The 25536-nt window shown below is 52.3% G+C and carries 14 protein-coding genes, 1 tRNA gene and 1 CRISPR repeat array (1 of these 16 running past the window's edge); of the genes, 11 read left to right on the plus strand and 4 right to left on the minus strand.

The features are described from left to right. From L1285_RS02225 to L1285_RS02235, 3 genes are all read left to right on the plus strand, one after another. Positions 1–1638: the end of a non-ribosomal peptide synthetase gene (locus tag L1285_RS02225; protein ID WP_235410816.1), read on the plus strand. The gene continues 8370 nt to the left of window position 1, outside the view; the window shows 1638 of its 10008 coding nt (coding positions 8371–10008); its start codon lies beyond the left edge, outside the window; it ends in the stop codon at positions 1636–1638. Then, the gene (locus tag L1285_RS02230) at positions 1638–11621 is read left to right on the plus strand and encodes a non-ribosomal peptide synthetase (protein WP_235410817.1); all 9984 of its coding nucleotides are present in this window, start codon (positions 1638–1640) and stop codon (positions 11619–11621) included. The genes L1285_RS02225 and L1285_RS02230 overlap by 1 nt, the downstream gene beginning before the upstream one ends. Positions 11622–12084: 463 nt before the next feature. After that, a complete protein-coding gene (locus L1285_RS02235; RefSeq protein ID WP_235410818.1) occupies positions 12085–12756 on the plus strand; it encodes a hypothetical protein in 672 nt (223 codons plus the stop codon). Between the two features lie 61 nt (positions 12757–12817). Here the strand turns inward: L1285_RS02235 and L1285_RS02240 are convergent, their stop codons facing one another. Both L1285_RS02240 and L1285_RS02245 read right to left on the minus strand, forming a co-directional pair. Next, a complete protein-coding gene (locus L1285_RS02240; protein WP_235410819.1) occupies positions 12818–13264 on the minus strand; it encodes a DoxX family protein in 447 nt (148 codons plus the stop codon). Between the two features lie 150 nt (positions 13265–13414). Next, entirely contained in the window at positions 13415–14314 is a 900-nt protein-coding gene (locus L1285_RS02245; RefSeq protein WP_235410820.1) for a LysR family transcriptional regulator, read from the minus strand. A 99-nt stretch (positions 14315–14413) separates the two neighbouring features. Here L1285_RS02245 and L1285_RS02250 point away from each other — a divergent pair, with 99 nt between their 5' ends. Beyond that, positions 14414–15268, plus strand: coding sequence for an SDR family oxidoreductase (locus tag L1285_RS02250; protein ID WP_235410821.1), 855 nt, complete (start codon positions 14414–14416; stop codon positions 15266–15268). A gap of 12 nt (positions 15269–15280) precedes the next feature. On the opposite strand, the gene L1285_RS02255 is transcribed toward L1285_RS02250, so the two are convergent. After that, positions 15281–16474, minus strand: a complete 1194-nt coding sequence (locus tag L1285_RS02255; protein ID WP_235410822.1) for a GGDEF domain-containing protein — start codon at positions 16472–16474, stop codon at positions 15281–15283. A gap of 338 nt (positions 16475–16812) precedes the next feature. Between L1285_RS02255 and L1285_RS02260 the strand changes: the two genes are divergently transcribed. The 6 genes from L1285_RS02260 (at position 16813) to L1285_RS02285 (ending at position 20659) form a co-directional block, all read left to right on the plus strand. Further along, a complete protein-coding gene (locus L1285_RS02260) occupies positions 16813–17532 on the plus strand; it encodes a hypothetical protein (protein WP_235410823.1) in 720 nt (239 codons plus the stop codon). Between the two features lie 121 nt (positions 17533–17653). Then, entirely contained in the window at positions 17654–18646 is a 993-nt protein-coding gene (locus L1285_RS02265; protein WP_235410824.1) for an LNS2 domain-containing protein, read from the plus strand. Between the two features lie 200 nt (positions 18647–18846). Next, positions 18847–19536: a hypothetical protein gene (locus tag L1285_RS02270; protein ID WP_235410825.1), complete on the plus strand. Its 690-nt coding sequence runs from the start codon at positions 18847–18849 to the stop codon at positions 19534–19536. Positions 19537–19667: 131 nt separating this feature from the next. Further along, positions 19668–19922: a hypothetical protein gene (locus L1285_RS02275; RefSeq protein ID WP_046005142.1), complete on the plus strand. Its 255-nt coding sequence runs from the start codon at positions 19668–19670 to the stop codon at positions 19920–19922. A gap of 9 nt (positions 19923–19931) precedes the next feature. Beyond that, positions 19932–20366: a hypothetical protein gene (locus L1285_RS02280; protein WP_235410826.1), complete on the plus strand. Its 435-nt coding sequence runs from the start codon at positions 19932–19934 to the stop codon at positions 20364–20366. Between the two features lie 26 nt (positions 20367–20392). Further along, positions 20393–20659 carry a hypothetical protein gene (locus tag L1285_RS02285; RefSeq protein ID WP_235410827.1) on the plus strand — a complete coding sequence of 89 codons (267 nt, stop codon included), beginning with the start codon at positions 20393–20395 and terminating at the stop codon, positions 20657–20659. 103 nt (positions 20660–20762) lie between these two features. Next, a CRISPR array of direct repeats spans positions 20763–23606; the repeat unit is 29 nt; unit sequence GTGTTCCCCGCAGGCGCGGGGCTAAACCG. 857 nt (positions 23607–24463) lie between these two features. On the opposite strand, the gene L1285_RS02290 is transcribed toward L1285_RS02285, so the two are convergent. Continuing rightward, a tRNA-OTHER gene (locus L1285_RS02290) sits at positions 24464–24532 on the minus strand. Positions 24533–24660: 128 nt separating this feature from the next. Here L1285_RS02290 and L1285_RS02295 point away from each other — a divergent pair. Then, positions 24661–25494: a transcriptional regulator gene (locus L1285_RS02295; RefSeq protein ID WP_138550955.1), complete on the plus strand. Its 834-nt coding sequence runs from the start codon at positions 24661–24663 to the stop codon at positions 25492–25494. The last annotated feature ends 42 nt before the right edge of the window (positions 25495–25536 follow it).

Raw genomic sequence — 25536 nt, forward strand, 5'->3', positions numbered from 1 at the left:
CTTAAAGCCGGTGGGGCTTATGTACCGCTGGACCCTGAGCTGCCCAGTGCCAGACTGGCATACATTGTTGAAGATGCCAATGCTGGCGTGGTGCTCAGCACCCAAGAGGTTGCCGGGCGCGTTGCGCTGGGTAAGGCGCGGGTCATTGAACTGGATAGCTTTAACTATAGCGCTCATAGCGAGGCCAATATTGCACCGGGCGACATTGGCCTAAGCGCCCGCAATCTGGCTTATACCATTTACACCTCGGGCTCAACGGGGATGCCAAAGGGCGTATTACTTGAGCACCAGGCGCTGCATAACCGCATCGACTGGATGGACAAAGAGTATGGCTGTGGAGCCCACGACAAGATATTGCAAAAAACGCCATACAGCTTTGATGTGTCGGTGTGGGAGTTTATCTGGCCTATGCTCAAAGGCGCTGAGTTGGTAATTGCCAGACCTGGCGGTCACAAAGATCCGGATTATCTGAGCGACCTGGTAGTCGAAGCAGGCATTACTAAGCTGCATTTTGTGCCCTCTATGCTGGGTGTGATGCTGGAACATGGCGACCTCAGCCGCTGTACTTCAATTAAACAAGTATTCTGCAGTGGCGAAGCGTTGCAGATCAGCCATGTTGAGCAGTTCCGGGCCGTGTTGCCTTGCGCGCAGTTACACAATCTTTATGGTCCAACCGAAGCGGCCATCGACGTGAGTTACTGGGATTGTTCACAGCCTTATGGCAGCAGTGTGCCCATTGGTAAGCCAATTCAGAATATCCAGCTCTATGTGCTGGATGACGCGCTTAACCTCTTACCTCAGGGGGCCTGCGGCGAGTTACACATAGGCGGAGAGGGTCTGGCGCGCGGCTATCACAATCGCGCAGAGCTGACCGAAGAGCGCTTTATTGCTAACCCATTTTATGATGACAGCGAAGCGGGCAGCAGCGAGCGCCTCTACAAAACGGGTGATCTGGTCCGCTATCGCAGCGATGGCGTCATTGAATACATGGGTCGTATTGACCATCAGGTGAAAATTCGCGGGTTGCGTATCGAACTGGGCGAAATTGAGTATCACATCGGCGAGCATGATGAAGTGGACTCAGCACTGGTGATGGCGCTCGATGACGCCCAAGGTAATCAACATCTGGTGGCCTATGTGAAGCCACATACATTGGGCGATGAAGCGTCTCAACAGGTATTGATCGACTCCATCAGGTCGCAACTGGGTGAGTCACTGGTCGAGTATATGATCCCTGCCAGTTTTGTATTGCTGGATGAATGGCCGCAAACCCCGAACGGCAAAATTGACCGCAAAGCGCTGCCAGCCCCGGAGCATGCCGGGTTGGGCGGCGAGTATAGTGCGCCACAAACCGAGACAGAGCGGGCGCTGGTGGCCATCTGGTCTCAGGTGCTGGGTCTGGATGAAGGGCAAGTCAGTACGCAGGCAAGCTTCTTCTCCGTGGGCGGCCAGTCGCTGCTGGTGATCAAGTTAATGAAAGACATTGAAAGCCACTTTGACTGCACGCTGACCATCAAACAGTTATTTAAGTACACCTCGGTGGCTGAGCAAGCCGGGCAGATTGACGAACTGCTGGCCGCTAAAGCACTAAAAGCTAAGTTAGAACAATCAGATAATGTAGAAAGGATTGTGTTTTAATGAAACCGCAACAGTTAGTAAGTCTGCTTCAGGACAAGTTGATTTTGGTGAGTGTCTCTGACGGGTCGCTCGTAGTCGAAGCTGAAAAGGGCGCAGTCACCGCAGAGATAGCGCAGCTGATCAGAGATAACAAAACACAATTGCTGGCTTATTTGAGTGACAGCGAAGCACAACCTAAGCGCGAGGCCGTTACGCCGCGCGCTGAGCAATATCAGACCTTAGCACCGCTGTCGTTTTCACAGCGCCGGTTATGGTTTATCGACCAGCTGCAACAGGGTTCGGCACAATATAATATGCCAGCCCTGATGACGGTTACCGGAGAGCTGGATCTGGCGGTGGCTGAGCGTGCCTGTCAGGCCATTATCCATCGTCACGAAGTGCTGCGCACTGTGATTGTTGACGGCGAAAAGGGGGCATTGCAGCACATTCGCGACGAGGTGCACTTTGTCATTGCACAGACCAACTTGAGCGCACGGGAAGCAAGTGCTCGTTCGGCGCAGCTTGAAGCCCTGATTGATGAAGAGCTGAACATGCCATTCGATTTGACTCAGGATGTGATGATGCGCTCACGCTATATTCTGCTGGCAAACCCTGATACTGCGCAGCAACAAGGGGTGTTGCTGTTCAATATGCATCATATTGCCTCTGATGGTTGGTCGATAGAGTTACTCAGTCAGGAGTTTTTGACTTTATATCGCGCGTTTGCCCAAGGCGAGCCGAATCCTTTGCCTGAGCTGGCCATTCAGTACGCCGATTATGCGCTGTGGCAGCAAACCTGGTTACAGGAAAATGTACTGGAATCACAGTTATCATACTGGCAGGAAACATTAGCCGATGCGCCCTCGGTCCATAGCCTGCCGCTGAAACAACCGCGCCCGGAAGAAAAGCAAAGTGCTGCCGGGTGCCAGAGTTTTAGCCTTAACAGCAGTCTGAGCCAACAGCTCACGGCGGCGGCACAGCGTAATGAGATGTCACCCTTTATGTTGGTACACAGTGCGCTGAGCTGGGTGCTGGCACAACACAGTAATCAGCAGGATATTCTGATTGGCACACCGGTTGCCAACCGATTGCAAAGTGAGCTGGAGCCGCTGATCGGCTTTTTTGTCAATAACCTGGTGCTCAGAACTCAGACCAGGCACGCTACGCTGGGTGACTATTTTGCTCATGTACGCGACGTGCATCACAATGCGCAGGCCAATCAGGATGTACCGTTTGAGCAACTGGTCGAGCGCCTGAATGTCGAGCGCAGCCTGTCGCACGATCCGCTGTTTCAGATCATGTTGTCGATGGACAGCGAGTTTGGTGTCAGCGATCAGGCCAATGCTGGACTGGACGGACTGCGCTTTGCGCAATATGAGCGCGAGATAGTGTCGCTGAAGTACGACATAGATATCGATATTACCCCACAGGATGAGGGCTACACACTGCGCTGGACGTATGATCTGGCGTTGTTTGAAGACCATTATATTGAAACCCTGAATCGTCACCTTATCCGCGCACTGCAACTGTTTAGTGACAGTGCTGCCAGCACAGTACTTGCTCAGTTGACACTGATGGATAAGCAGGAGCAACAGGCACATCTTGCAGAGCTGTGTGGTCCGAGCGTGCCTTTGCCATCTACCCCGGTGCACCAGCTGATTGAAACACGCGCCGCACAAAGCGACGCGCGCATTGCCGTCAAGAGTCATGAGGGCACACTGAGTTATCAGCAGTTGAACGAGCGTGCCAACCAGCTGGCCCATTATTTACGGGCCGAGCATCAGGTGGGCCCGGATACGCTGGTGGGCTTGTGTGTGGGCCGCTCGCTGGAGTTGATGGTGGCCGTGCTGGCCATCTTAAAAGCAGGCGGGGCCTATGTGCCGCTGGACCCGGATTATCCACAGGAGCGTCTGTCCTATATGGTCGAAGACACCGGCCTGTCTGTGGTGCTGACTCAGCAAAAAGTTGCTGGGATCCTGAGCGACTTTAACGTCACGGCTGTGCTGCTGGATAACGCCAGCCAGTTTGCACACTATCCAATCAGCAACCCGGATGTGGCGCTGACTCCGGATAACCTGGCCTATGTGATGTACACCTCAGGCTCGACCGGTAACCCCAAGGGCGTGATGATAAGTCACCATAACCTGATCAACTTTGCCGCTAACTGTGAGCAGCGCTACGAAATCACCGAAGCGGACAATGTGTTGCAATTCTCTACCATGAACTTCGATATTTTTGTCGAAGAGTGGCTGGCGACGCTGACTCAGGGCGCCACTTTGGTGCTGCGCGACGACGATGTGTCGCTGAGCCGCGAGGCCTTTATCGCTTTTTGCGACAGTCATGCCATCAGCGTGGCCAGCTTACCCACGGCGTTCTGGCATATGCTGGCGCTGAGCGAAGCGGAGCTTGAATCTCTGGCACTGCGACTGGTAATTGTCGGTGGTGAAGCGCTGGATAAACAGTCGGTGGCTTCTCTTAAACCTGGCTTTGTGCTGCTCAATACCTATGGTCCGACTGAGACCACAGTCACGGCATCCGGCTATGCCATCAGCGGTGGTTACGATGCGCCACGCGCGGTGCCCATTGGCCGCGCCAACGTTAATACTGCGACCTTGGTACTCAGCGAGCAGCTGACCTTATGCCCGCCGGGCGTATTGGGTGAGCTGTATGTCAGTGGTCAGTGTCTGGCCAGTGGCTACCTGCATCAAAGCGAACTCACCGCCGAGCGTTTTATTGATAACCCGTATTTTGATCCGGCGAACCCGGCGCTGAGCGCGCGGTTATACAAAACCGGTGACTTAGTGCGTATCGGCGCTGACGGTGAAATTGAGTTTGTCGGACGCAGCGATGATCAGGTCAAGATCCGAGGTTTCCGGGTCGAACTGGGTGAGATAGAAACCCAGCTGATGAGTCATGCAGAGGTGGAGTCTGCGGTGGTATTGGCCGAGGCCGGTACTCTTGATGGTACGAACAGAGGCGGCAAGGTACTGCGCGCTTTCATTCAAAGTGAGCAAGACAGCAGCCTGATTGATGCGCTGCAACAGCATTTGAGCGGCAACCTGCCGGATTACATGGTGCCGTCGGCTTACAGCTTTGTTAATCAGTGGCCGCTGACGGCCAATGGCAAGCTGGACAAGCGCGCACTGCTGGCCTTGCCGGCGAAAACGCTCGAGCAGCCTTATCAGGCACCGCAAACCGACGCCGAGAAAATGGTGGTCGACATCGTCGCATCGCTGTTGTCGCTGGACGTCGATAAGGTGGGTGTCTATGCTAATTTCTTTGCGCTGGGGGGCCACTCGTTACTGATTATGCAGCTGGTCAGCCAGCTACGCGCACGTCAGTATCAGGCGGACGTGCAGGCCTTGTTCAGGGCACACACGCTACAGGACATGGCACGCCAGGTTCGGGCACTTGGGAGTGAGGAATCAAGTTGTGTGCCCGCCAATTTAATTCCGGCGGATTGCAGCAAAATCACCCCACAGATGGTGACGCTCACTGAGCTGGATGAGCAACAACTCACGGATATTGCAGCCGCTATCCCCGGTGGTATGGCCAACATTCAGGACATCTACCCGCTGGCACCGCTGCAAGAAGGCGTGCTGTTTGTGCACACCATGAGCGAAGGGCAGGACCCTTACGTCACCAGCACCACCTTTGAGTTCGACAGCCGCGAGTCTCTTGAGCGCTTTAAATGGGCACTGAATACCCTGATTGCCCGCCACGATGTGCTGCGCACCGCCATCCTATGGCGCAACCGCACCACCGCGCTTCAGGTGGTACAGCGTGAGGTAGCGCTACCCGTGACTGAGCTGGACTTAAGCAAGGAAGCCGATGTCTGGGCCGCGTTCAGTGCGCATGTGGCTGAGCAGCCGCTGTGGATTGAGCTGGAAAACGCGCCGCTATTGCAACTGAGCGTGTGCAAAGACGCCGCACAGGGCAAGTATTATGCGCTGCTGTGTGAGCACCACCTGATCTCAGATCACGTGTCACTGGAAATTCTGGTGCACGAGCTGACGGTGCTGCTGCAGGGCAATGAAGCCAGCCTGGGCGAGCCGGTGCCCTATCGGGAATTTGTTGGCCGCACACTGGCACGCACAGCGGGTCTGGATACCGAGGCCTTTTTCACAAAAATGCTGGGGGATATCAGCGAACCCACCCTGCCTTATGGCCTGACAGATGTACTGAATGACGGTTCGGGCATTGAGACGGTGCATGTCACCCTGGATGATGTGCAGGCGCAGCGTATTCGCCGCCTGACCCGCCAGTATCACAGCAGTCCGGCGGCCCTGTTTCATCTGGTCTGGGCCAAAGTGCTGGGCGTGTGTAGCGGTCAGTCAGAGGTGGTGTTCGGCACTGTCCTATCAGGTCGCATGAGCGATGATGGCCTGAGCAGCCAGCTGATGGGGATGATGATCAACACCCTGCCGCTGCGGGTGTCGTTGAGTGAGCAGGATGCAATGCGCCTGCTGGCTCAAATCAATGACGACCTGCGTGCCTTGATGCCGTACGAGCAGGTGTCACTGGCCGAGGCGCAGCGTTGCAGCGGCGTAAGTGGTCAGTTGCCCCTGTTCAGCGCGATGCTGAACTACCGTCACTCGGCGGTAGCGGAGTCGCAGCTGGAGCAGGATGCCGGATTTAAAGTGATTGCCAGTGAAGAGCGCACTAACTACCCGTTTAATCTGTCGGTAGATGACTTCGGCGATGGTTTTGGCTTTGAGTTGCAGGTGGATAAACGTGCTCCGGCGGCGCGCATTGCCCAATATCTGCAAGTCACCCTGACTCAGGTGCTGGATTTATTGGACAGCCAGAGTAGCACTGCGGTGCAGAGTCTGTGTGTGCTGGATGAAGTCGAGCGTACGCAACAACTGCACAACTGGAATGACACAGCGCTGGATTATCCGCGTGAGCTGTGTATTCACGAACTATTTGAACAGCAGGCCGCTGCGGCCCCGGAGCAGGTTGCACTGTGCTTTGGTGAGCAGACGCTGAGCTATGGTGAGCTCAATCGCAGAGCCAACCAATTGGCCCATTATCTGCGCGCCGAGCACAATATCGGACCGGATTCGTTAGTGGGCTTATGTGTTGAGCGCTCGCTGGAAATGGTAATTGGCATTTGGGGTATCCTCAAAGCCGGTGGTGCCTATGTGCCGCTGGACCCCGAGTTGCCTCCAGCACGCCTTAGCTATCTGGTTGAAGATGCCAGTGCGGCTGTGGTATTGAGCACAGCTGTGGTTGCTGAGCGAGTGAGTCTTGGCGAAGCAAGCGTCACACGACTGGATGAGTTCGATTTTAGCGCTTATCCGGATACCAATATTGCTGTGAGTGACATTAGTCTGAATGCTGGCAATCTTGCCTATACCATTTACACGTCTGGCTCCACCGGGCTACCTAAAGGCGTGCTGGTTGAGCATCAGGCGCTGCATAATCGCATCGACTGGATGGATAACGAATACGGCTGTGGCCCGGACGACATAATTTTGCAAAAGACCCCTTACAGTTTCGATGTCTCTGTATGGGAATTCGTCTGGCCTATGCTCAAAGGCGCGCAGCTGGTGATTGCCAAACCGGGTGGCCACAAAGAGCCGGAATACCTCAGCGAGTTGATCGTGGCGGCGGGGATCACCAAGTTGCACTTTGTGCCCTCTATGCTGGGGGTAATGCTGGAGCATGGTGACCTGGCTCGTTGCACGTCCATTGATCAGGTGTTCTGTAGTGGTGAAGCTCTACAGATCAGCCACGTTGAACAGTTCAGAGCGAGTTTACCTTCGGCACAACTGCACAACTTATATGGTCCGACCGAAGCGGCCATAGATGTCAGCTACTGGGATTGCAGCCAGCCACACGGCAGCAGCGTGCCGATCGGGAAACCAATCCAGAATATTCAGCTGGTGATTTTGGACGAGTCACTGAATCTATTGCCACAAGGTGCCTGTGGTGAGCTGCACATTGGCGGTGAAGGTCTGGCGCGCGGCTATCATAACCGCCCTGAGCTGACGGCCGAACGCTTTATCGACAACCCGTTTAAAGAGATACTGCCAAGCTCACGACTCTATAAAACCGGCGATCTGGTGCGTTTTCGTGATGATGGCTGCATAGAATATATGGGTCGGATGGACCATCAGGTAAAAATTCGCGGCCTGCGCATTGAGCTGGGCGAAATTGAATACCACATTGGTGAGCATTATGAGGTGGATTCGGCACTGGTTATGGCACTGAGTGATGCACAGGGCAATCAGCGTCTGGTGGCCTATGTTAAACCGCTCACTGAACAGTCGGATCAAACATTGATTGAGTCGATTGTCACTGAGCTGAGCCAGTCACTGGCGCAGTACATGATCCCGGCCAGCTTTGTACTGATTGACGAATGGCCACAAACCCCCAACGGTAAAATTGACCGCAAGGCGCTGCCCGCGCCCGATCAGGCCGATTTAAGCCACGATTATGTGCCACCACAGAGCGATACCGAGCGCACGCTTGCGGCAATCTGGGCTGATGTCCTGAATCTGCCGGTAGAGCAAGTGAGCCGCGATGCTAACTTTTTTGCGCTGGGCGGCCATTCTTTATTGGTCATGCAGCTGTTGTCACGGGTTAAACAGCTGGGTTATCAGTGCCAGGCGCAAGCCTTGTTTAAGGCAGGCAGTTTGAGTGCGATGGCCGCGCATCTGGATGCACAACCTCAGGTTGAGTTTACATTCAATGTGCCGCCAAACCGCATTCCAGAGAAGGCCAGCACCATTACCCCTGAAATGTTGCCGCTGATTGAGCTGGCTCAGGACGAGATCGATGCCATGCTTGCAAAGGTGCCCGGTGGTGCTGCGAACGTGCAGGATATGTATCCGCTGGCGCCGCTTCAGGAAGGGGTGTTGTTTGTTCATACTCTGAATCAGCAGCACGACCCTTATGTCAGCACCATGGCGTTTGAGCTGGCAGGTAGCGCGCAGCTGGCACAGCTCATCGATGAGCTGAACTTTGTGATTGAGCGCCATGATGTGCTGCGCACCGCGATTTTCTGGCGCGGCCGTGCACAGGCGGTGCAGGTGGTGCTGCGTGACGCGCAGCTGCCGGTGTCTGAGTTGCCACTCAAACACGCACAGATAAAAGCGCAGTTTGAAGACTATGTGGCCAACGCCGCCCACGGCTTTGAGCTGGAGTCGGCACCGCTTATTCAGCTTATGGTGTCGCCGCAGGATGAACAGGGCAAAGTCTATGCGTTACTTAAATTCCATCATCTGATCACCGATCATGTTTCTCTGGAAATTTTGCTCTCTGAGCTGAGTGCACCGAATAAAGCCCAGTTGCCTGCGCCGCTGCCTTATCGTGACTTTATCGCCCGTTCAATGGCGCAAAGCGCTGAGCTGGACACAGCAGCGTTTTTCACCAAGCTGCTTGGCGACATTGATACCCCAACCTTGCCATTTGGTTTGTCTCAGGTGACCGGAGATGGCAGTGCGGTAGCGGAATACAGCACCGAGCTGGGCATGGAGCTGTCACAGCAGATCCGCGCGCTGGCCAGAGGTTTGCAATGCAGCCCGGCGGCGCTGTTCCATCTGGCCTGGGCGCAGGTGCTAAGCGCCTGCACAGGTCGCGATGAGGTGGTCTTTGGTACAGTGATGTCGGGGCGGATGAATGCAATGCCTGGCATAGAGCGCATGATGGGAATGTTGATCAATACCTTGCCACTGCGCGTGACACTGGGTCAGCAAAGTGCCGAGGCTGCGCTGGGCGAGGTCAACGAGGCACTGCAAGCGTTACTGCCTTACGAGCAGGTGTCGCTGGCCGAAGCGCAAAGCCACAGCGGCCTGAGCGGCAACACGCCTTTGTTCAGCGCCATTCTCAACTATCGCCATACCGCACACGATGCAAGCGCCGAGGCCGGTGGTGAAAGCACTGCCAGGCTGTTGAGTACCCGCGAACGCACTAATTATCCGTTTGACCTGTCGGTCAATGACCTGGGTGAGCAGGCCCCCTTTACACTGGATTTTCAGATTGAACAAAGCGTGGAGGCAAGCCGCATTGCCGCTTTGATGGACACAGCGCTCAATGCGCTGGTCGCGGCACTCACCACCAACAGCAGCCAGCCAGTGGCGACTCTGGCGGTGCTGCCAGCGGCTGAAGTAGCGCTGCAAAATACATGGCAAAGCGCGCAGGCCAGCTACCCGCGTATGTCCTGTATTCATGAACTATTTGAGTCGCAGGCAGCGGCAACCCCTGAAAATATTGCGGTGCAGCTTAATGCGCAGGCGCTCAGTTATGGTGAGCTGAATGCGCGTGCAAACCAACTGGCGCAGTATCTGCGAGAAACGCATCAGGTTGGCACCGGCACCTTAGTGGGCTTGTGTATTGGCCGCTCGCTGGAGCTGCTGGTTGCGACTTTGGCCATTTTAAAAGCCGGTGGTGCATATGTGCCACTGGATCCGGCATACCCTGAGTCTCGTCTGGCATATATGCTGGAAGACACCCAGCTAACCGTGATCCTGACCGAGCAGGCGCAGCATGAAGTGCTCGCCTTCAGCTCGGTGGCGAAAGTGTCGGTAGATATCCCTGATGCCCCTTGGTCTTCACTGAGTGATTTAGATCTGCCAAGGGCTGAAGGGCTAACGGCGCAGTCGATTGCTTATGTGATTTACACGTCAGGTTCTACGGGCACGCCCAAAGGGGTGATGACACCGCATCGGGCAGTCAATCGTCTGGTGTACGACCCTAACTTTATGACTCTGAACAACCAGACTGTGTTCCTGCAAAGCGCCAATATCGCCTTTGATGCAGCCACCCTGGAAATTTGGGGCCCACTGCTGAATGGCGGACGCTGTGTGTTGTACCCCGAGGCTTATCTGTCTCTGGACGGGATCAACAAAGTGTTGCGTACGCAAGGGATAACAGCAATGTGGCTGACCTCGGGCTTGTTTAGCGAATGGAGCAAGCGCTGCGGCACATTAACCGGCGATGCACTGGCACTGCAAACCGTGCTGGCCGGGGGCGATGTACTTAACCCGCACGCTGTTACAGCGGTGCAGGCAGCGCTGCCTGAGGTGACTGTGGTCAACGGGTACGGTCCGACTGAAAATACCACCTTCACTGCTTGCTATCCGGTACCGGCAGGCAAAGACATTAGCGCCGGTGTGCCGATTGGTCGGGGTATTCAGGGCGATGAACTCCTGATCCTTAGTCCGCAGGGACGACTGTTGCCAAGTGGTGTGGCGGGGGAGTTGTGCGTGGGCGGCGATGGCCTGGCGCTGGGGTACCTGAACCAGTCGCAGCTGAGTAACGAGCGTTTTATTGCCAATCCGTATATTACTCAGTCAGGGCAGGCAACGCGGCTGTATCGAACCGGCGATCTGGTGCGCTTTGGCCCGGATGGCTTGTTGGAGTACATCGGGCGGATGGACGACCAAATTAAGATCCGGGGTTTTCGGGTCGAGCTGGGCGAGATTGAAACCGCACTCAACGCGGACGCGCGGGTAGCACAGTCACTGGTTACGGTGGATAAAGCCCGCGGCCTGATTGTGGCGTACGTTGAGCCTCAATCAGGGTTGTCTGCAAGCGAGTTAACAACGCAGTTAAGGGCCAGCCTGGCTGCCAGTTTGCCGCCTTATATGGTGCCGTCGGCCTGGCAGCTGATCGACGTCTGGCCGCTCACTGCCAATGGCAAAATTGACAGAAAAGCTTTGCCCGAAGTGGAACTTACGGGCATGACAGAGCAATATGTCGCGCCGCAAACAGCGCTTGAACAGCAACTGGTTACTGTGGTTGCAAGCCTGCTGGAGGTTGAGCCCGACACCATCAGTATGTCGGCCAACTTCTTCGATTTGGGCGGGCATTCGTTGCTGATGATGCGACTGATGAGCGAAATTAAGGCGCACTGGCAGATTGAGCTGAGTGTGGCCGAGGTCTTTGAATGTCAGTATCTGAGCCAGGTGGCAGAGCTTATCCATAGCGAAATGGCTTTGCAGTCTGCTTTTGACGACAGTGACATTGATGAAGACGAAGAAGTGCTAGAGATCTGAGCCCATAAAAGCAACCCGACTGCCAATTCCCCCGGGTTGCTTTTAATTTTTACATTATTGTGAATTTTCTATGTTTTAAGCTGCGATTAACCTGCCAGCCCTATCCTGATTCGGGTGTTTAGCCAATGCCGACTGTCACCTTTTTGTCATATTGTTGCTTTATCTTCCGGGTGCTTTTTAACCCATGATTTTAAAGTTCTTTTTAGATTCTAAAAGAGGTTGTGTGAAGTATATGACAGTGCTGTCATTTAGCTTACAAAATTAAACAATTGTGCACACTTGCCAACCTTGGTGAAGGTAATGAACATGTTAACATGCGCACGTAAAAGATATGGGTAGACACTAATTAACAACACCGTCTGGTACTGCCCTCGGTTAGCGCCAGACAATGCGAATGACCTGCTTCAGGCCTCACAGTGCCTGACAGAATGACTTTTTATTGTATGGATTTACGGAGATGATTATGAAGAACGTCAACAAAGGATTAGGGCTGGTAGTTTTGCTGGGTTTATCAGCGGCCCTGACTGGTTGTGGTGAGGGTAGCGACGAGCTAAAAGAGCAGCTGAACCATGATGCAAAAATGTCTTTTGTTAACTCACTGGACTATATGGCCGATTTTCACGCCAAAAAAAGGTCTATCAGTTCAGGTTACAGCGGTTTGTTCGACAGTGGCAGCGTAGTGTCGGCAGATGTGCCAGCAATGGAAGTTGGCAAAACCTACAGCTACAGCTACAAAGCCATCAATAATATGATCAACCTGGGTGTTAAAGACAGCAACAGTGGTGAAAAGCAAGAGCGTATGAATACCACGCTGAAAGATGGTGCCAGTTTGTGGGTGATTGCCTGGGAAGCAGACGGTGAACGCAGTTTGTCTGTGGTTGGCAAAAAACAGGAAAATAAAGCGGATGTTTTTAACGTGCGTTTGTTTGCCAATGGCAGCTATGACGTGATGGTTGGGGGTGAAAAAGTCACCACCACTGAAAAAGGCCAGGTGACGGCTTATTATGAAGTGAGCAGCTGTGCTGACGGGCTTGAGGTTGCTGGCAATGCCATTGACTTGTGTAACGGCGATGTCGGTCAGTCTTATCTGTTGGTGGTGGATGCCAATGGTAAGCGCGTGATGGCCGCAGAATAAATGCTAAAACGCGCGGTGTGCTGAGCCACCGCGCATCTTGATACCGCCGCTTTTATATGTTTTAAGCCAGTTTGCCTTTTACAATTGGCTGAGATGCCAGAATTTTTTCGTCAATACTGAATTTACCCGCGCCATAGGCCGCCAGCGCCAGGAAACCACCCGCCATCGCAACATTTTTAAAGAACATAATAAACTGCATTTGATCTGCCAGATCAAAGTGGAACAACAGCGCACTAACCAGACTAAACCCAGCGAATGCAATGGCTGTCAGGCGAGTAAGCAGGCCGCCCAGTATCATCAGACCACCGATTAACTCAAAGGCAATGACCAGTGGTAGTAACTCGCCAGGCAGGCCGCTTGATGCCATATACTGTGCGTTGCCCTCAAAATACTGGATCTTGTTCATCGCTGCGAGAATAAAGATGGCCGACAAGCCAATGCGTGCAAGCAGTGCAGCAATATGAGATAGCGTTGTGTTTTGGTCGAATAGTTGAATTAATTTAGTCATTACCGTTTCCTCAAGTGCGTAATATTTAAGCCAGGGCTTGCGGGGAAACGTACTTCGTTGTTTTCCCCTCAGCCGATATGAAACAGTATAAATTCGTTTTTAGATTTTAAAATTTCTAAAAATAGCGTCTTTTGTTCTATAAAAAAGAATTTAAACTTCAAACAAAGATTCCGAGAGTAAAAAGTCAATCACGGCTCGGGTCCGTTGTGGCACCTGACGACGAGACGGGTAAACCAGAGAAAACACCAGCGGTTCGCTGTGCAACGATTCACAGAGTGTGACTAACTTTCCATCGCTGATCTCCTGTTGCACGGTAGAAGGTAGTAAGGTTGCTACGCCAAGCCCGCTCACGACCATTTGCTGCAACAGGTAAGGTGAATTACAACTTTGATGTTGGAGGGGTTGGATCACCACCGGCTCCTCATTATCAAACAGCATTTGTGCGCCCTGCTCGGCGGTTTGTTTGAGCATCAGCCAGGGCATGGCCTCCAGCTCAGCCACTGTGTTGGGCATGCCATACTGTGCAAGCAATGTGGGGCTGGCAAACAGGGCAAAGCGCTCCTGATGAAGAATGCGTGCAACCAAAGATTCATCACGAATAAAGCCAATCCGAATAGCCAGGTCAATTTGCTGTTCAATCAGGTCGAGCGGGTTATCATCGACAATCAAATCCAGGCTAATCTTCGGATAGCGCTGTGCCAGTTTGTCGAGCTTGGGCAGAATAAACTTATGCGCAATGTCGTGATTCATGGTCAGTGTAACTCGGCCACTGGGCTCAGTATCCGTCAGTTCCGCTTCTATATTTTGTAATATGCCGTCTAACTGACGGGCATGTTGCAAAATTTTTTCTCCTTCCTGGGTCAGTTTTAACTGACGTGTACTGCGTTGCAACAAGCGTACATTCAATTGCGATTCTAACTGAGACACTTGTTCACTTACTCGTGATCGGCTGGAGTGTAAACGCCGTGCGGCGGCGGCAAAGCTGCCACTGTCGATCACGGTTGCAAAGATGGCCAGCAGCTTCAGCGAATTGTGATTGATTGTAATCATTTTCAGAACACTTCATTTTGTAATGGCCATCTTATGATAACAGTCATTTTGCCAGACAATAAGCCCGTCAACATAAAACATAAACAGTGGAGAGAAAATATGATTGCAGTAACAGGCGCAAATGGTCAGCTGGGTCGTTTGGTTACAGCGGCACTTTTAAAGCGAGTACCGGCATCTCAGGTAGTAGCCCTGGTACGTGACCCTAAGCAGGCCGAAGCCTTAAGCCGTCTTGGCGTAACGCTCAGAGCTGCAGATTACGATCAGCCGCAAACCCTAACACATGCACTTGAAGGCGTAAGTAAGCTGTTACTTATATCGGGCAATATGATTGGCCAGCGGGTACGGCAGCACAGCGCAGTCATCCAGGCTGCGAAACAGGCAGGTGTGACCTTGCTGGCCTACACCAGTATTTTGCATGCCGGTACATCGCCTATGCAACTAAGTGCAGAGCACCGGGTAACCGAGCAGTTGATCAAAGACTCAGGCCTGCCTTATGTGTTGCTGCGCAACGGCTGGTATAACGAAAATTACAGTGCAGGCATTGCCGGCAGTATAGAAGCGGGAGCGATTGTGGGAGCCATGCATGAAGGGCGTATTGCCAGTGCCGCGCGGGCAGATTATGCCGAGGCCGCAGCTGTGGTACTTACCGAGCCTGATCATGCGGGTAACACTTATGAACTGGCGGGCGATCAGGGCTTTACTTTGCAGGGGCTGGCCGAGCTTGCCGCTGAGCTTAGTGGCAAAACCGTCGTTACTCAGTATGTATCTGAACAGCAGTATGCGGATTTTCTGACTCAACTGGGCCTACCGGCCGGATTTGCCGCGTTGCTGGCCGATGCTGAAGTACAGGCCAATGCCAACTGGCTGCACGATAGCAGCGGCACGCTGAGCCGCCTGATAGGCCGACCAACTACGCCGATGTTGCAGAGTCTGGCGCATCAGCTAAGCGTTTAACACTGTATTAGGCTAGGGGCGTTCTTCGAGCAGACTGAGTGCCATACTGGCCATTTTAACGCAGTTGCGCCCGGCATGTTTGGCATCGTACAAGGCGCTGTCGGCCTGATTTTGGGTGCTTTCGAACCCCTGCTGGCTGATCTCCCGGGTACAGGCAATGCCAATACTGATAGTTAACGGCGTATCCTGTAACCCCAGTTGCAGGCTTTGCTTTGCAAAGGTGGCTTGTAGTTTGTTTGCACTTGCCACCGCCATGTCGGGCTGCATATCGAACAGCACCAGACAAAACTCTTCGCCACCCCAGCGCGCCTGCAGATCGGCGCTGCGAAAGTGGTTTTTTAGCACTTCGGCAAGGCAAACAATCGCGCGGTCGCCATTGTGGTGGCCGTACAAGTCGTTAACGCGTTTAAAGTGGTCGAGATCAATCATCATCACGGTGAGCGAATCGCACTTGCGCTTGCTCAGGGGCAGCAGCTCGTTTAGTTGTCGGGCCAGGCCGCGACGATTAAGCAGCCCGGTCAGCAGGTCGTGGTTGGCGGCAAACTCTAACTCCTTAACAAAGCGTCCGGCACTGAGTAGCAACAAAATGGGGGCACCCGCCAGGATCCCCAATAACGCTGCCACCCAGGTATAGCCTGCAACCCAATTAAAGGCCTCGCCTATCTGCGGTAAATTGCCCAGCGCACCTTGTAGGGTATAGAGAACGGAAAAAGACACTTCCAGTAACACTACGCCGACGGTGATCCTGGCAGCCAGAAACTCATTTTTGTCCTGCCGTGCGTGCCTGTACAGCACCCAGGCGTAATGACAGCGCACCGCAATAAGCCACACACCAATCAGGGTAATACGCAGCTCCCTGTCGGGGACTAAGGTGGCGGTCAGCCAGGAGATAAGCAAAATGGGTAAGACTAACCAGGCGATTTTTTGTTTAGAGGGCGTACGTTTAACAAACTGCCAGGTGCCAATCAGCCAGGCTGAGTGCCCCAGTATCAGGAAAGTATTAAAAGTTAAAACGCGCCACTGAACGTCCAGGCTTTGCATGGTTAGCTGCGCCAGGTAGGCAAAGGAAAGCAGCAACATGGCCAGTGACCACAGGCGTGTGCCCTCAATCGTTTGTGTCATTTTTGAGATCACAAACAGTACAGTGGCACCCGCAAGAGACGCAATCCATAACGACAGCATCAGTGTAAGATCATGAACCTGCATTAAATCGACCTATGTGTATTCAAGTTGCTGTCCCTGGGTGCCCTTAAACAGGCCTTCTATTGGACTTTTATTAATCTTCAATCATAGCACTGACAGACCCAGATGCGCAGCGGTTGTGTGAAATTCACGCTGTACATAGAGAATTCAGCTGCTTGGCGCTTTTGTTAATGTAAACAAAGGTAAATAGTGTTTTTCTTTTAACATATTGATATTAGATTGGTTATAGATGCATGTGGCGCTGATAGCCGATGAGCGCATTAATCTCACTTGATAAAAAACGGCGGAGCAATTAATGTTCCCATTAGTACTTCATTTGTTAATTTATTGATATGTTGAAAGTGTCTACTTACATATTGATGGGCGCCATTGGGTTGGTGTCGTGTGCTTCATTGCTGTTTTATGACAGTGAGCAGGCCCATCCTGAAGCGCCGGTCGCGTCGGGCGGGCAGCATAGTGCGCCACTGAATGTGGCACAGCTGCAACTGGCTATGACACATGAGCCGGAACCTACTGCATCTGGCTATAAAGACAGTGACGTCAGGCTGCCACAGCATGAATTGCAAAGTACTTACTACACCATCAACAAAGAGTCGCAGCACGCCAGAGCATTTTTCAAATCGAGTTCCACTGTGCCTTATGAGTTGTATAACGAAGCCTATATGGAGCTGGATGTAAAAAGCATTCGTACTTTGGCGTTGGGCGACAGTTTTGAATTTTTAATTCCTCAGACTCAGGAAAAAATTTGCTCTGAAATCGTCGATATCACGGTGACTGAGCAGGAAAAGCGGCTGACCGGGCAAGTGGGCAAGCATGCAGACGAGCGCTATCAGGTGCACCTAACTTTAACTAACGACGTAATTTACGGCCAGATCCAGCTGCCAAGTGGTAACTATGTGTTTGAATCATATGGACAATATGCCTGGGTCGCGGCAAAACGAAATATCCACACACCACCGCTCAAAAATGCACCTGTGTATAGCCATAAGCCCACAGGATCTCCCCCGGCCAGCGGCGGGCGAGCATCATCACCAAACATCACCTTTGACACCCGTTTATGATGGTGCAATGCGCTTGGGTAACCTTGTTGTTAATTTAAAATGTTAATGTGAAAAGTTTGCGTTAATAAGAATGTAATCTAGAGTATATATTCTTGCCTCGAATTCAACGACGGGAGTATATATGAAGTTATCAAGGTTGGCTCATATCACAGCTAAATCGGTTGCAATTGCTGCCATTGCATGGTCTTTTGGCGCGAATGCGTTGCCACAGTGCCCAGATCCAAGCTGGATTGAGCAAAACTATGTCAAACCTGACGTGCCCAGTGCCGGGTATCGCAATGGCCTTAATCGCTTGATTACCTGGTTGCCCAGTTTTCATATGGTACATGACGAAGTAGTAGCAGAGGGCAATAGTGTAAGAGTAACCGCAAAGTTTGATTACGGCGCGGTTGCACACAAAGACCTGGAATTTGAAACGGTCCGTTTTTATCTGCGCGGACAGCAAGACAGCGACTGGCGCTACCTGGGCGATGCCGTGACCAACAGCGACGGCAAGGCCAGTGTCACCCTACCTGCTATGAACGCGGGCCAGTACCGCATTTATGCCGCAGTGCCAGCCGATGGCACCGGGGCGGAAGGGTTTGTCACTGTCATACAGCCAAATACACCAGCCGTACTGTTTGATATTGATGGCACTTTAACTGAGTCGGACGCCGAGCAAATTGGCGACTACACCGGGATTGATCGCGCCGACGAAAAAGAGGGCGCATATAGTCTGGTACGCCGATACCTGGATCTGGGATATCAGCCCGTTTACCTGACCGCGCGTGTTTACTGGTATGCCAAGGGCACCCGCGACTGGTTAAACTGGATGGGACTGCCGCGTGGCTTCCTGCGTACCTCTTTGAGCAATGAAACTAGCCTGTTCAGAACCGCTGAATACAAAATTGAACAGATCCAGCAACTGCAATCGCAGGGCCTGAATATTGTGCGCGCCTATGGTAATGCAAAAACCGACGCCGAAGCCTTTATTCGCGCCGGACTGGGCGCACAAAACAGCTTTACCATAGGCCCGGATGCCGGGCATTACGGCACCACGGCCATCACCAACAATAGCTACTATTCACATATTACCAATGAGGTAGACACCTACCCCGCGGCGCAGTGTGAGTAATGTCAGAATATGGGCTTGCGTAATGGCAAGCCCATCTAAGTCCCAAAATAGGGTATTTTATTTCCCAAACAACTGCTTACCACAAATTTTAATGCAGGTATCCTGTACTTTTTTAATTCGATATTTATAATGCGCGCAGTTTTCCCCGTTCGCGCGGGCTTTGAATTAAGTCGTATCATAAAGAGTAAATAAGGAAAGATATGAAGCAGTTATCTTGGGTGGCTGGATTAGCCGCAGTATTGGCTGGCGCACCAGCTATGGCACACAGTATCAACTTTGATAAAGTGGAAGTTGGGTATAAGCGTTTTAAAGTGTCTGAAGACATGGATCTTGAACCATTTGATATGGACACGTTGACAGGTGTGAATTTGTCGCTCAGCAAGCGCTTTGACAACTATTATGTTGAAGGCAACTACTACAATGTTGATGATGAACAAACATCATCCACCCGCTTATCTGACGTTGCAGATATCAGTGTAAACCTGGGGCTTGAAATCGTGCAGTTTACAGTAGGGATGGGTTATATTTGGGAGCTGGATGACACTGCTTTGTTCGATGTGAGCCTGCATGCTGGTCGCGTTGAGTTGAAAGGCAGCGGAGATTACGCGATCACACAACTGGGCGAGACACTACACAGTGAACAAGGTTCAGACTCAGATGGTGAAAATATCTATCGTTTACGCGGCCAATACCAGACCAGGGTGATGAATGACATTGAGTTAAGAGCGGGACTGGGCTTTGAAAAGAGCAGTGGTGAAGATAGCGACAGCAACCCTTTGTTTTTTGTAGGGGCAGGCTATCACTTTAACGCCATGTTCTCTGTCAATACCGAGTATCGGCATGTTGATGATTACAAAACGCTGGATGTGAATTTCAGATATAGCTTCTAAGCGCCAAAGGCCAGTCTCCGGACTGGCCTTTTTGGTTGCACTGCGCGCCCAGTATAGGGTGTTGTTTTATTTGCACCCGCTCTCATCTTCCACTAATATTGGAGAAAATCCGGAAACTTTTTGGAGTAATTATGGCAGACAGCAAAAAAACTGAAGTACGCTTTTCCGTTGACGCAGACTACCTGGCTCAGCTACAGCAACGCTTAGGGTTAAAAAAATCCAGTGATCTGACCAAAGTAGCACTGACCTTACTAGACTGGGCTTCAGACGAAGTGGTGCACGACAGAGCCATTTTATCGGCAGATAAGCAAGGTAAAGACGTACATAGGCTGGTTATGCCTGAACTCAACAACATCAACAAATCAAAACCCAACGCACAACACTAGGTACACAGGATGACGGGTAACGCACAGGACAGCGACCAAAACCACACACAAACAACATGGCAAAACCTGGACTTAAGCACCGCCCAGGACTCATCGCCCATGGAAGCCCCGGTCTCCGACCCGGAGCCACTCACAGGTAAAGAAAAAGCCGGCGTAAACCTCACCTGGGGGATCATTGCCGTGCTAATCGGCTTTTTGCTGATCATTCTCAGTATTTTTGTCTGGGGCGAAATCCGCTTTTTTAACGCCATCATCGCCAACCCCAACAACACACTGAGCGCCGAACAAATGCAGGCCAAACTCGAACTGCTCGCTACCCAGCGCGCCACCTTCCGCGCCTTCTGGTTCGACACCCTCCAGCTGATCATACTCAACGTGCTGTTCCCAACTCTGACCGCATTGCTGGGGTATGTATTTGGCACCAGCAGGAATAATGGGGCGTAAAAAGGGTGGAAGAATGCAGGGTTTGTATGTGGTTGCAAACTTTGTACGACAAGGGCGAATTCTGGCTTGATGGCCACTTTCTCTATCTGTTTGGCTTTTTTACAACGGTGTGCTTTGCCGTTATAGAAGCCGAATGGGTGCTCTTGCTCACCTCGCCGCTGGTGGCATTTTTAGCCGCGATACTGCTAGGCATGATCTTGTTCTGTTTGTTTATGACCCTGGCTATAACTCTTTTTTCCTGCCTGTTGTGTTGCTACATTAAACAGATGCTCTTTAACAAATTGACTAGATAGCGAACAAAAAATCGGAAAACGCAGGGCGAAATTTGTACCCAATATTTTTGGTAATTTTTTCCATGCGATTTTTCTTTAGTTAAAACAAGTATATAATTTTAGAGTGTTCCCCGCAGGCGCGGGGCTAAACCGTATAGAGCTGACATTCACACGTGTTGGTGAAAGTGTTCCCCGCAGGCGCGGGGCTAAACCGTCTGCGGCTTTATACCTATTTGTGAAAGCGCTGTGTTCCCCGCAGGCGCGGGGCTAAACCGTTCGACAAATCCTACATGGCGAGCTGGCATTACGTGTTCCCCGCAGGCGCGGGGCTAAACCGCTTCCGTTAGTTGAATGAGATTGAGGGGCTGGGGTGTTCCCCGCAGGCGCGGGGCTAAACCGTGAGTAGGTTTTGCCTTCAAAGTTAACGTTAGGTGTTCCCCGCAGGCGCGGGGCTAAACCGATTACACACCGCCACAAAAAGCACCAGGTGTTGTGTTCCCCGCAGGCGCGGGGCTAAACCGCATATATTGACGAGCTGCGAACGCAAATTGATGTGTTCCCCGCAGGCGCGGGGCTAAACCGATATACAAAAAACGATCTAAAAAGAGACATAGGTGTTCCCCGCAGGCGCGGGGCTAAACCGGCCTTCACCAAAATGCAGTCGCGATCTTAGTGGTGTTCCCCGCAGGCGCGGGGCTAAACCGCGCCCACCACAATACGTGCCGCAGCGCACCACTGTGTTCCCCGCAGGCGCGGGGCTAAACCGGGGTTTTCGAGGCTGATCAGGTACTTATGGGCGTGTTCCCCGCAGGCGCGGGGCTAAACCGATACTTTCATATTGCGCCTTTGCGTCGTTAAAGTGTTCCCCGCAGGCGCGGGGCTAAACCGTGCACAAAGACGGTGTTCACATCGCAAAAAATGTGTTCCCCGCAGGCGCGGGGCTAAACCGTCACGAACAGTGGCAATGTCGGGTATGCTTCTCGTGTTCCCCGCAGGCGCGGGGCTAAACCGCCGATATGTGCCAGCTCGTAGCCGTTGTCGGTGTGTTCCCCGCAGGCGCGGGGCTAAACCGAATTTACATTGACGGACCCCCCGTATCAGTAAGTGTTCCCCGCAGGCGCGGGGCTAAACCGTCACGGGTAGATACGATAAAATCTGAGTATTCGTGTTCCCCGCAGGCGCGGGGCTAAACCGCACAGCACATTGAGGCGAATAGTGCCACAATGGTGTTCCCCGCAGGCGCGGGGCTAAACCGGTGTGTTGTTTACCGCCGAATCAAAACCCAGCGTGTTCCCCGCAGGCGCGGGGCTAAACCGCTTGTGGCGAGCTATGCTCTCATTTTTGTGCACGTGTTCCCCGCAGGCGCGGGGCTAAACCGCTGATTGGTTGGTTCCGTTAATCGGTTGTCAAGTGTTCCCCGCAGGCGCGGGGCTAAACCAGATCGCGCTCGTCGCTGCAGGAGTCAAGAGGCGTGTTCCCCGCAGGCGCGGGGCTAAACCGACGTAGAGCCGCTCGTCATCCAATTTTTGAAAGTGTTCCCCGCAGGCGCGGGGCTAAACCGTAATTACTATCTTTCTGCTATTTAAATGTGCTGTGTTCCCCGCAGGCGCGGGGCTAAACCGTTAGTGTTCGCGTTATGATAATTTTGGGTAGACGTGTTCCCCGCAGGCGCGGGGCTAAACCGGCTGAGCTGATCACATTGCCAATAAATAGTGAGTGTTCCCCGCAGGCGCGGGGCTAAACCGCACTAAAGGTTATTGAGACTTTGGAGGCTCAGGTGTTCCCCGCAGGCGCGGGGCTAAACCGGGTGGAATGCCACCCTGGATGGTCAAGTGGCGGTGTTCCCCGCAGGCGCGGGGCTAAACCGCCCTGCGATACTGACGAGCTGGCAAACAGGCTGTGTTCCCCGCAGGCGCGGGGCTAAACCGACCTTGCGAGGCGAGTTGTTCCAAATGGTTTTGTGTTCCCCGCAGGCGCGGGGCTAAACCGACACATGTTTTTTATCAGTAGGGCCAGTTTATGTGTTCCCCGCAGGCGCGGGGCTAAACCGGACAAGCGATATCTCTGCGCGCGAGTACCACCGGTGTTCCCCGCAGGCGCGGGGCTAAACCGTTGCGTTCCATCTATTCCCTGTTGGCGGGAGAGTGTTCCCCGCAGGCGCAGGGCTAAACCGAATTTATTTATTGAGCGGAGCTTAGTTTCTAAGTGTTCCCCGCAGGCGCGGGGCTAAACCGCACATAGATGACTCGACATGGAGAAAAGTCGAGTGTTCCCCGCAGGCGCGGGGCTAAACCGTATATTTTCATAAAACACCAATGAGCTGAAAAGTGTTCCCCGCAGGCGCGGGGCTAAACCGCTGAATGCTTGATCCAGTTTTCCTCTACGATTGTGTTCCCCGCAGGCGCGGGTCTAAACCGAAAACGCAGGGATTAATACTCACGTGATCCCAGTGTTCCCCGCAGGCGCGGGGCTAAACCGTAAAACAGATGTTTGTGCGCATGAGAGATTTGGTGTTCCCCGCAGGCGCGGGGCTAAACCGGTCGTTTTACAACCAATTGCAGCACAGGTCACGTGTTCCCCGCAGGCGCGGGGCTAAACCGCAAACTGAGTACGCGTTTTTTAAAGCGGCCATGTGTTCCCCGCAGGCGCGGGGCTAAACCGCTTGGAAGTCCGAAAGAGGTGATCGACACATTGTGTTCCCCGCAGGCGCGGGGCTGAACCGAAACAGCTGAAACAATTGCGGCAGGTGAAATCGCGTTCCCCGCAGGTGCGGGGCTGAACCGGAGAACCCCTGGGTTCTGCGTTGTGGGCGCTTGTGTTCCCCGCACGAGCGGGGCTGAACCGCACTTCTTTGACAGGTATATTCCACGGATCACCGTGTTCCCCGCAGGCGCGGGGCTGAACCGTTATTACAGGTCATTAAGCTCACGGCATTCATAGTGTTCCCCGCAGGCGCGGGACTGAACCGTATGGAAAAGGTTAAAAAAGAGCCGCAATTCATCCATGAAGCAGCGTCCTTCGCCCCTGCACACGCAGGACAAGTAAATGGGATATTTATTAAGGTGTAAGGTGCCAGAGGGCCATACTGAAAATGGCGGCAGGGCGAGACTCGAACTCACATAATATACGCGTTGCATATAACCGTTACCCGTTGGAAACACTGCCGCCACGGCCTATGATTACTTTATAGTCAGAAAAGTTACAAGAAAAAGTGTCTGATTTAGCCCAAGTCTGAACAGCATTTTAAAGTTGCTTATTGGCTTGGTGTTCGGCTGTTAAGTAAATGACTTTCTTATTGTTACGTTGAGCCTGCCAATATTTTGGCTTTGTACAAAGGCTAAGCAGAGCAGTCAGGGGCCATGTTATCTCATATATATTAGAATAAATCTGACCTGAAAATTATTAGAGGCAGCTAACAGTATGAACTTGATTAAAAAAATAGTCTCACGATTTTTACCCGCTCAACAGCGTAAAAAGCAGGAGCAAGAACTCCAAGCAAGAGGGGGTGTCCACACACCTTGTCGGAGAAAAATAAAAGACACATCAAGCCCATTTCATTCTAAATGGCTCGATGGTTCAATAACCACTGCGCACTATCAAAAACCAAAACAGAGTAGCCAACCTGAAAAATAGCGGAGCCAGCTCAGTAAAAATACAGCAGGCGGGTATAGAGGTGGCGACAGGGCGAGACTCGAACTCACATCATATACAAACTACATATAACCGTTACCCATTGGAAACACTACCGCCGTGTTCGATTTTTATCCAAACGAACGACTATGTAAAGCAGCACTTTATTTTTTGACTCAAAAAAGACAGAAAATAGGCGGCAGGGTGAGAATCGAACTCACATCACTGTAACACAGCCCCTTACCTATCGGGGTACACTGCCGCCAAAACTGATTATTAATCTCCCATCAAAAAAATACCAGTGCGCATTGACTGGCAGTTTGTCTCAGGTCAATGACTTGTACTGTTGGTTTTGATACATTTATTTCACGATAAGTTTACTAAAGTGTTTTATGCAGGCTAAGGAAGAGCAGTATTTTCGGTATATTGAAGCGGTGTTGTTTTGGCAAGGAGAAATTCAAACCGGTACTTTCCAGGATAAATTTAAGCTTTCACGGCCCAGTGCACGGCGTTATGTCACCGACTTTATCGAGCGTTACCAGATTGCAGCAAGCTACAATGAGTCTGAGAAGGCCTATGTACTGACAAGCCCCTTTACACCTAATTATATTTCTCAGGATTTTGCTGAATACGCCAGTCTGACCGGCGATCAGTATGTCCATAACCTGAGCACCTCCACCATCACAGCGCTGGCATTACCACACAGAAAACTTAACCCAACCATTTTGCGGCCCATACTGAATGCCTGTCGGCGACAGAGCGTGCTGGATATTCGCTATCAGTCTATAAAAGAAGGCGGCGAAACCGAACGCGTGATCCGCCCTCACACCTTGATCAACTCCGGGCTGCGCTATCACCTGAGAGCCTACTGTGAAAAAGCCAAAGGGTTCAGAGACTTTTCATTATCGCGTATCGTCTCTGCCTCCCCAGAATTTATCAGCAAAGCACAAAAGTACAAAAAAGACGACGAAGCCTGGCAGCAGGAAGTCACTCTAACCATTATTCCCGACCCAAGACTCAGCGAGTACGCCCAGCAAGTTATCGCCCACGACTTTGATATGCATAACCACCAAAAGCAAATCAAAACCAACGCTGCACTGATCAACTATCTGATCAGCATTTTGAGGCTAGATGTTCAGCACCCGCACCCGGAAGCCCAACAAATCGTGATGGAACCGGCTTGCTATCGGGAGCTGAGAGCCAGAGGTTTGTTATGGAACAGCTGAGCAAACGCACCAGACCGGGTAATTTTTTTACTGGTTGCAATC

It is taken from the genome of Pseudoalteromonas sp. DL2-H2.2, from assembly GCF_021532535.1.
Lineage (GTDB): Bacteria > Pseudomonadota > Gammaproteobacteria > Enterobacterales > Alteromonadaceae > Pseudoalteromonas > Pseudoalteromonas rubra_A.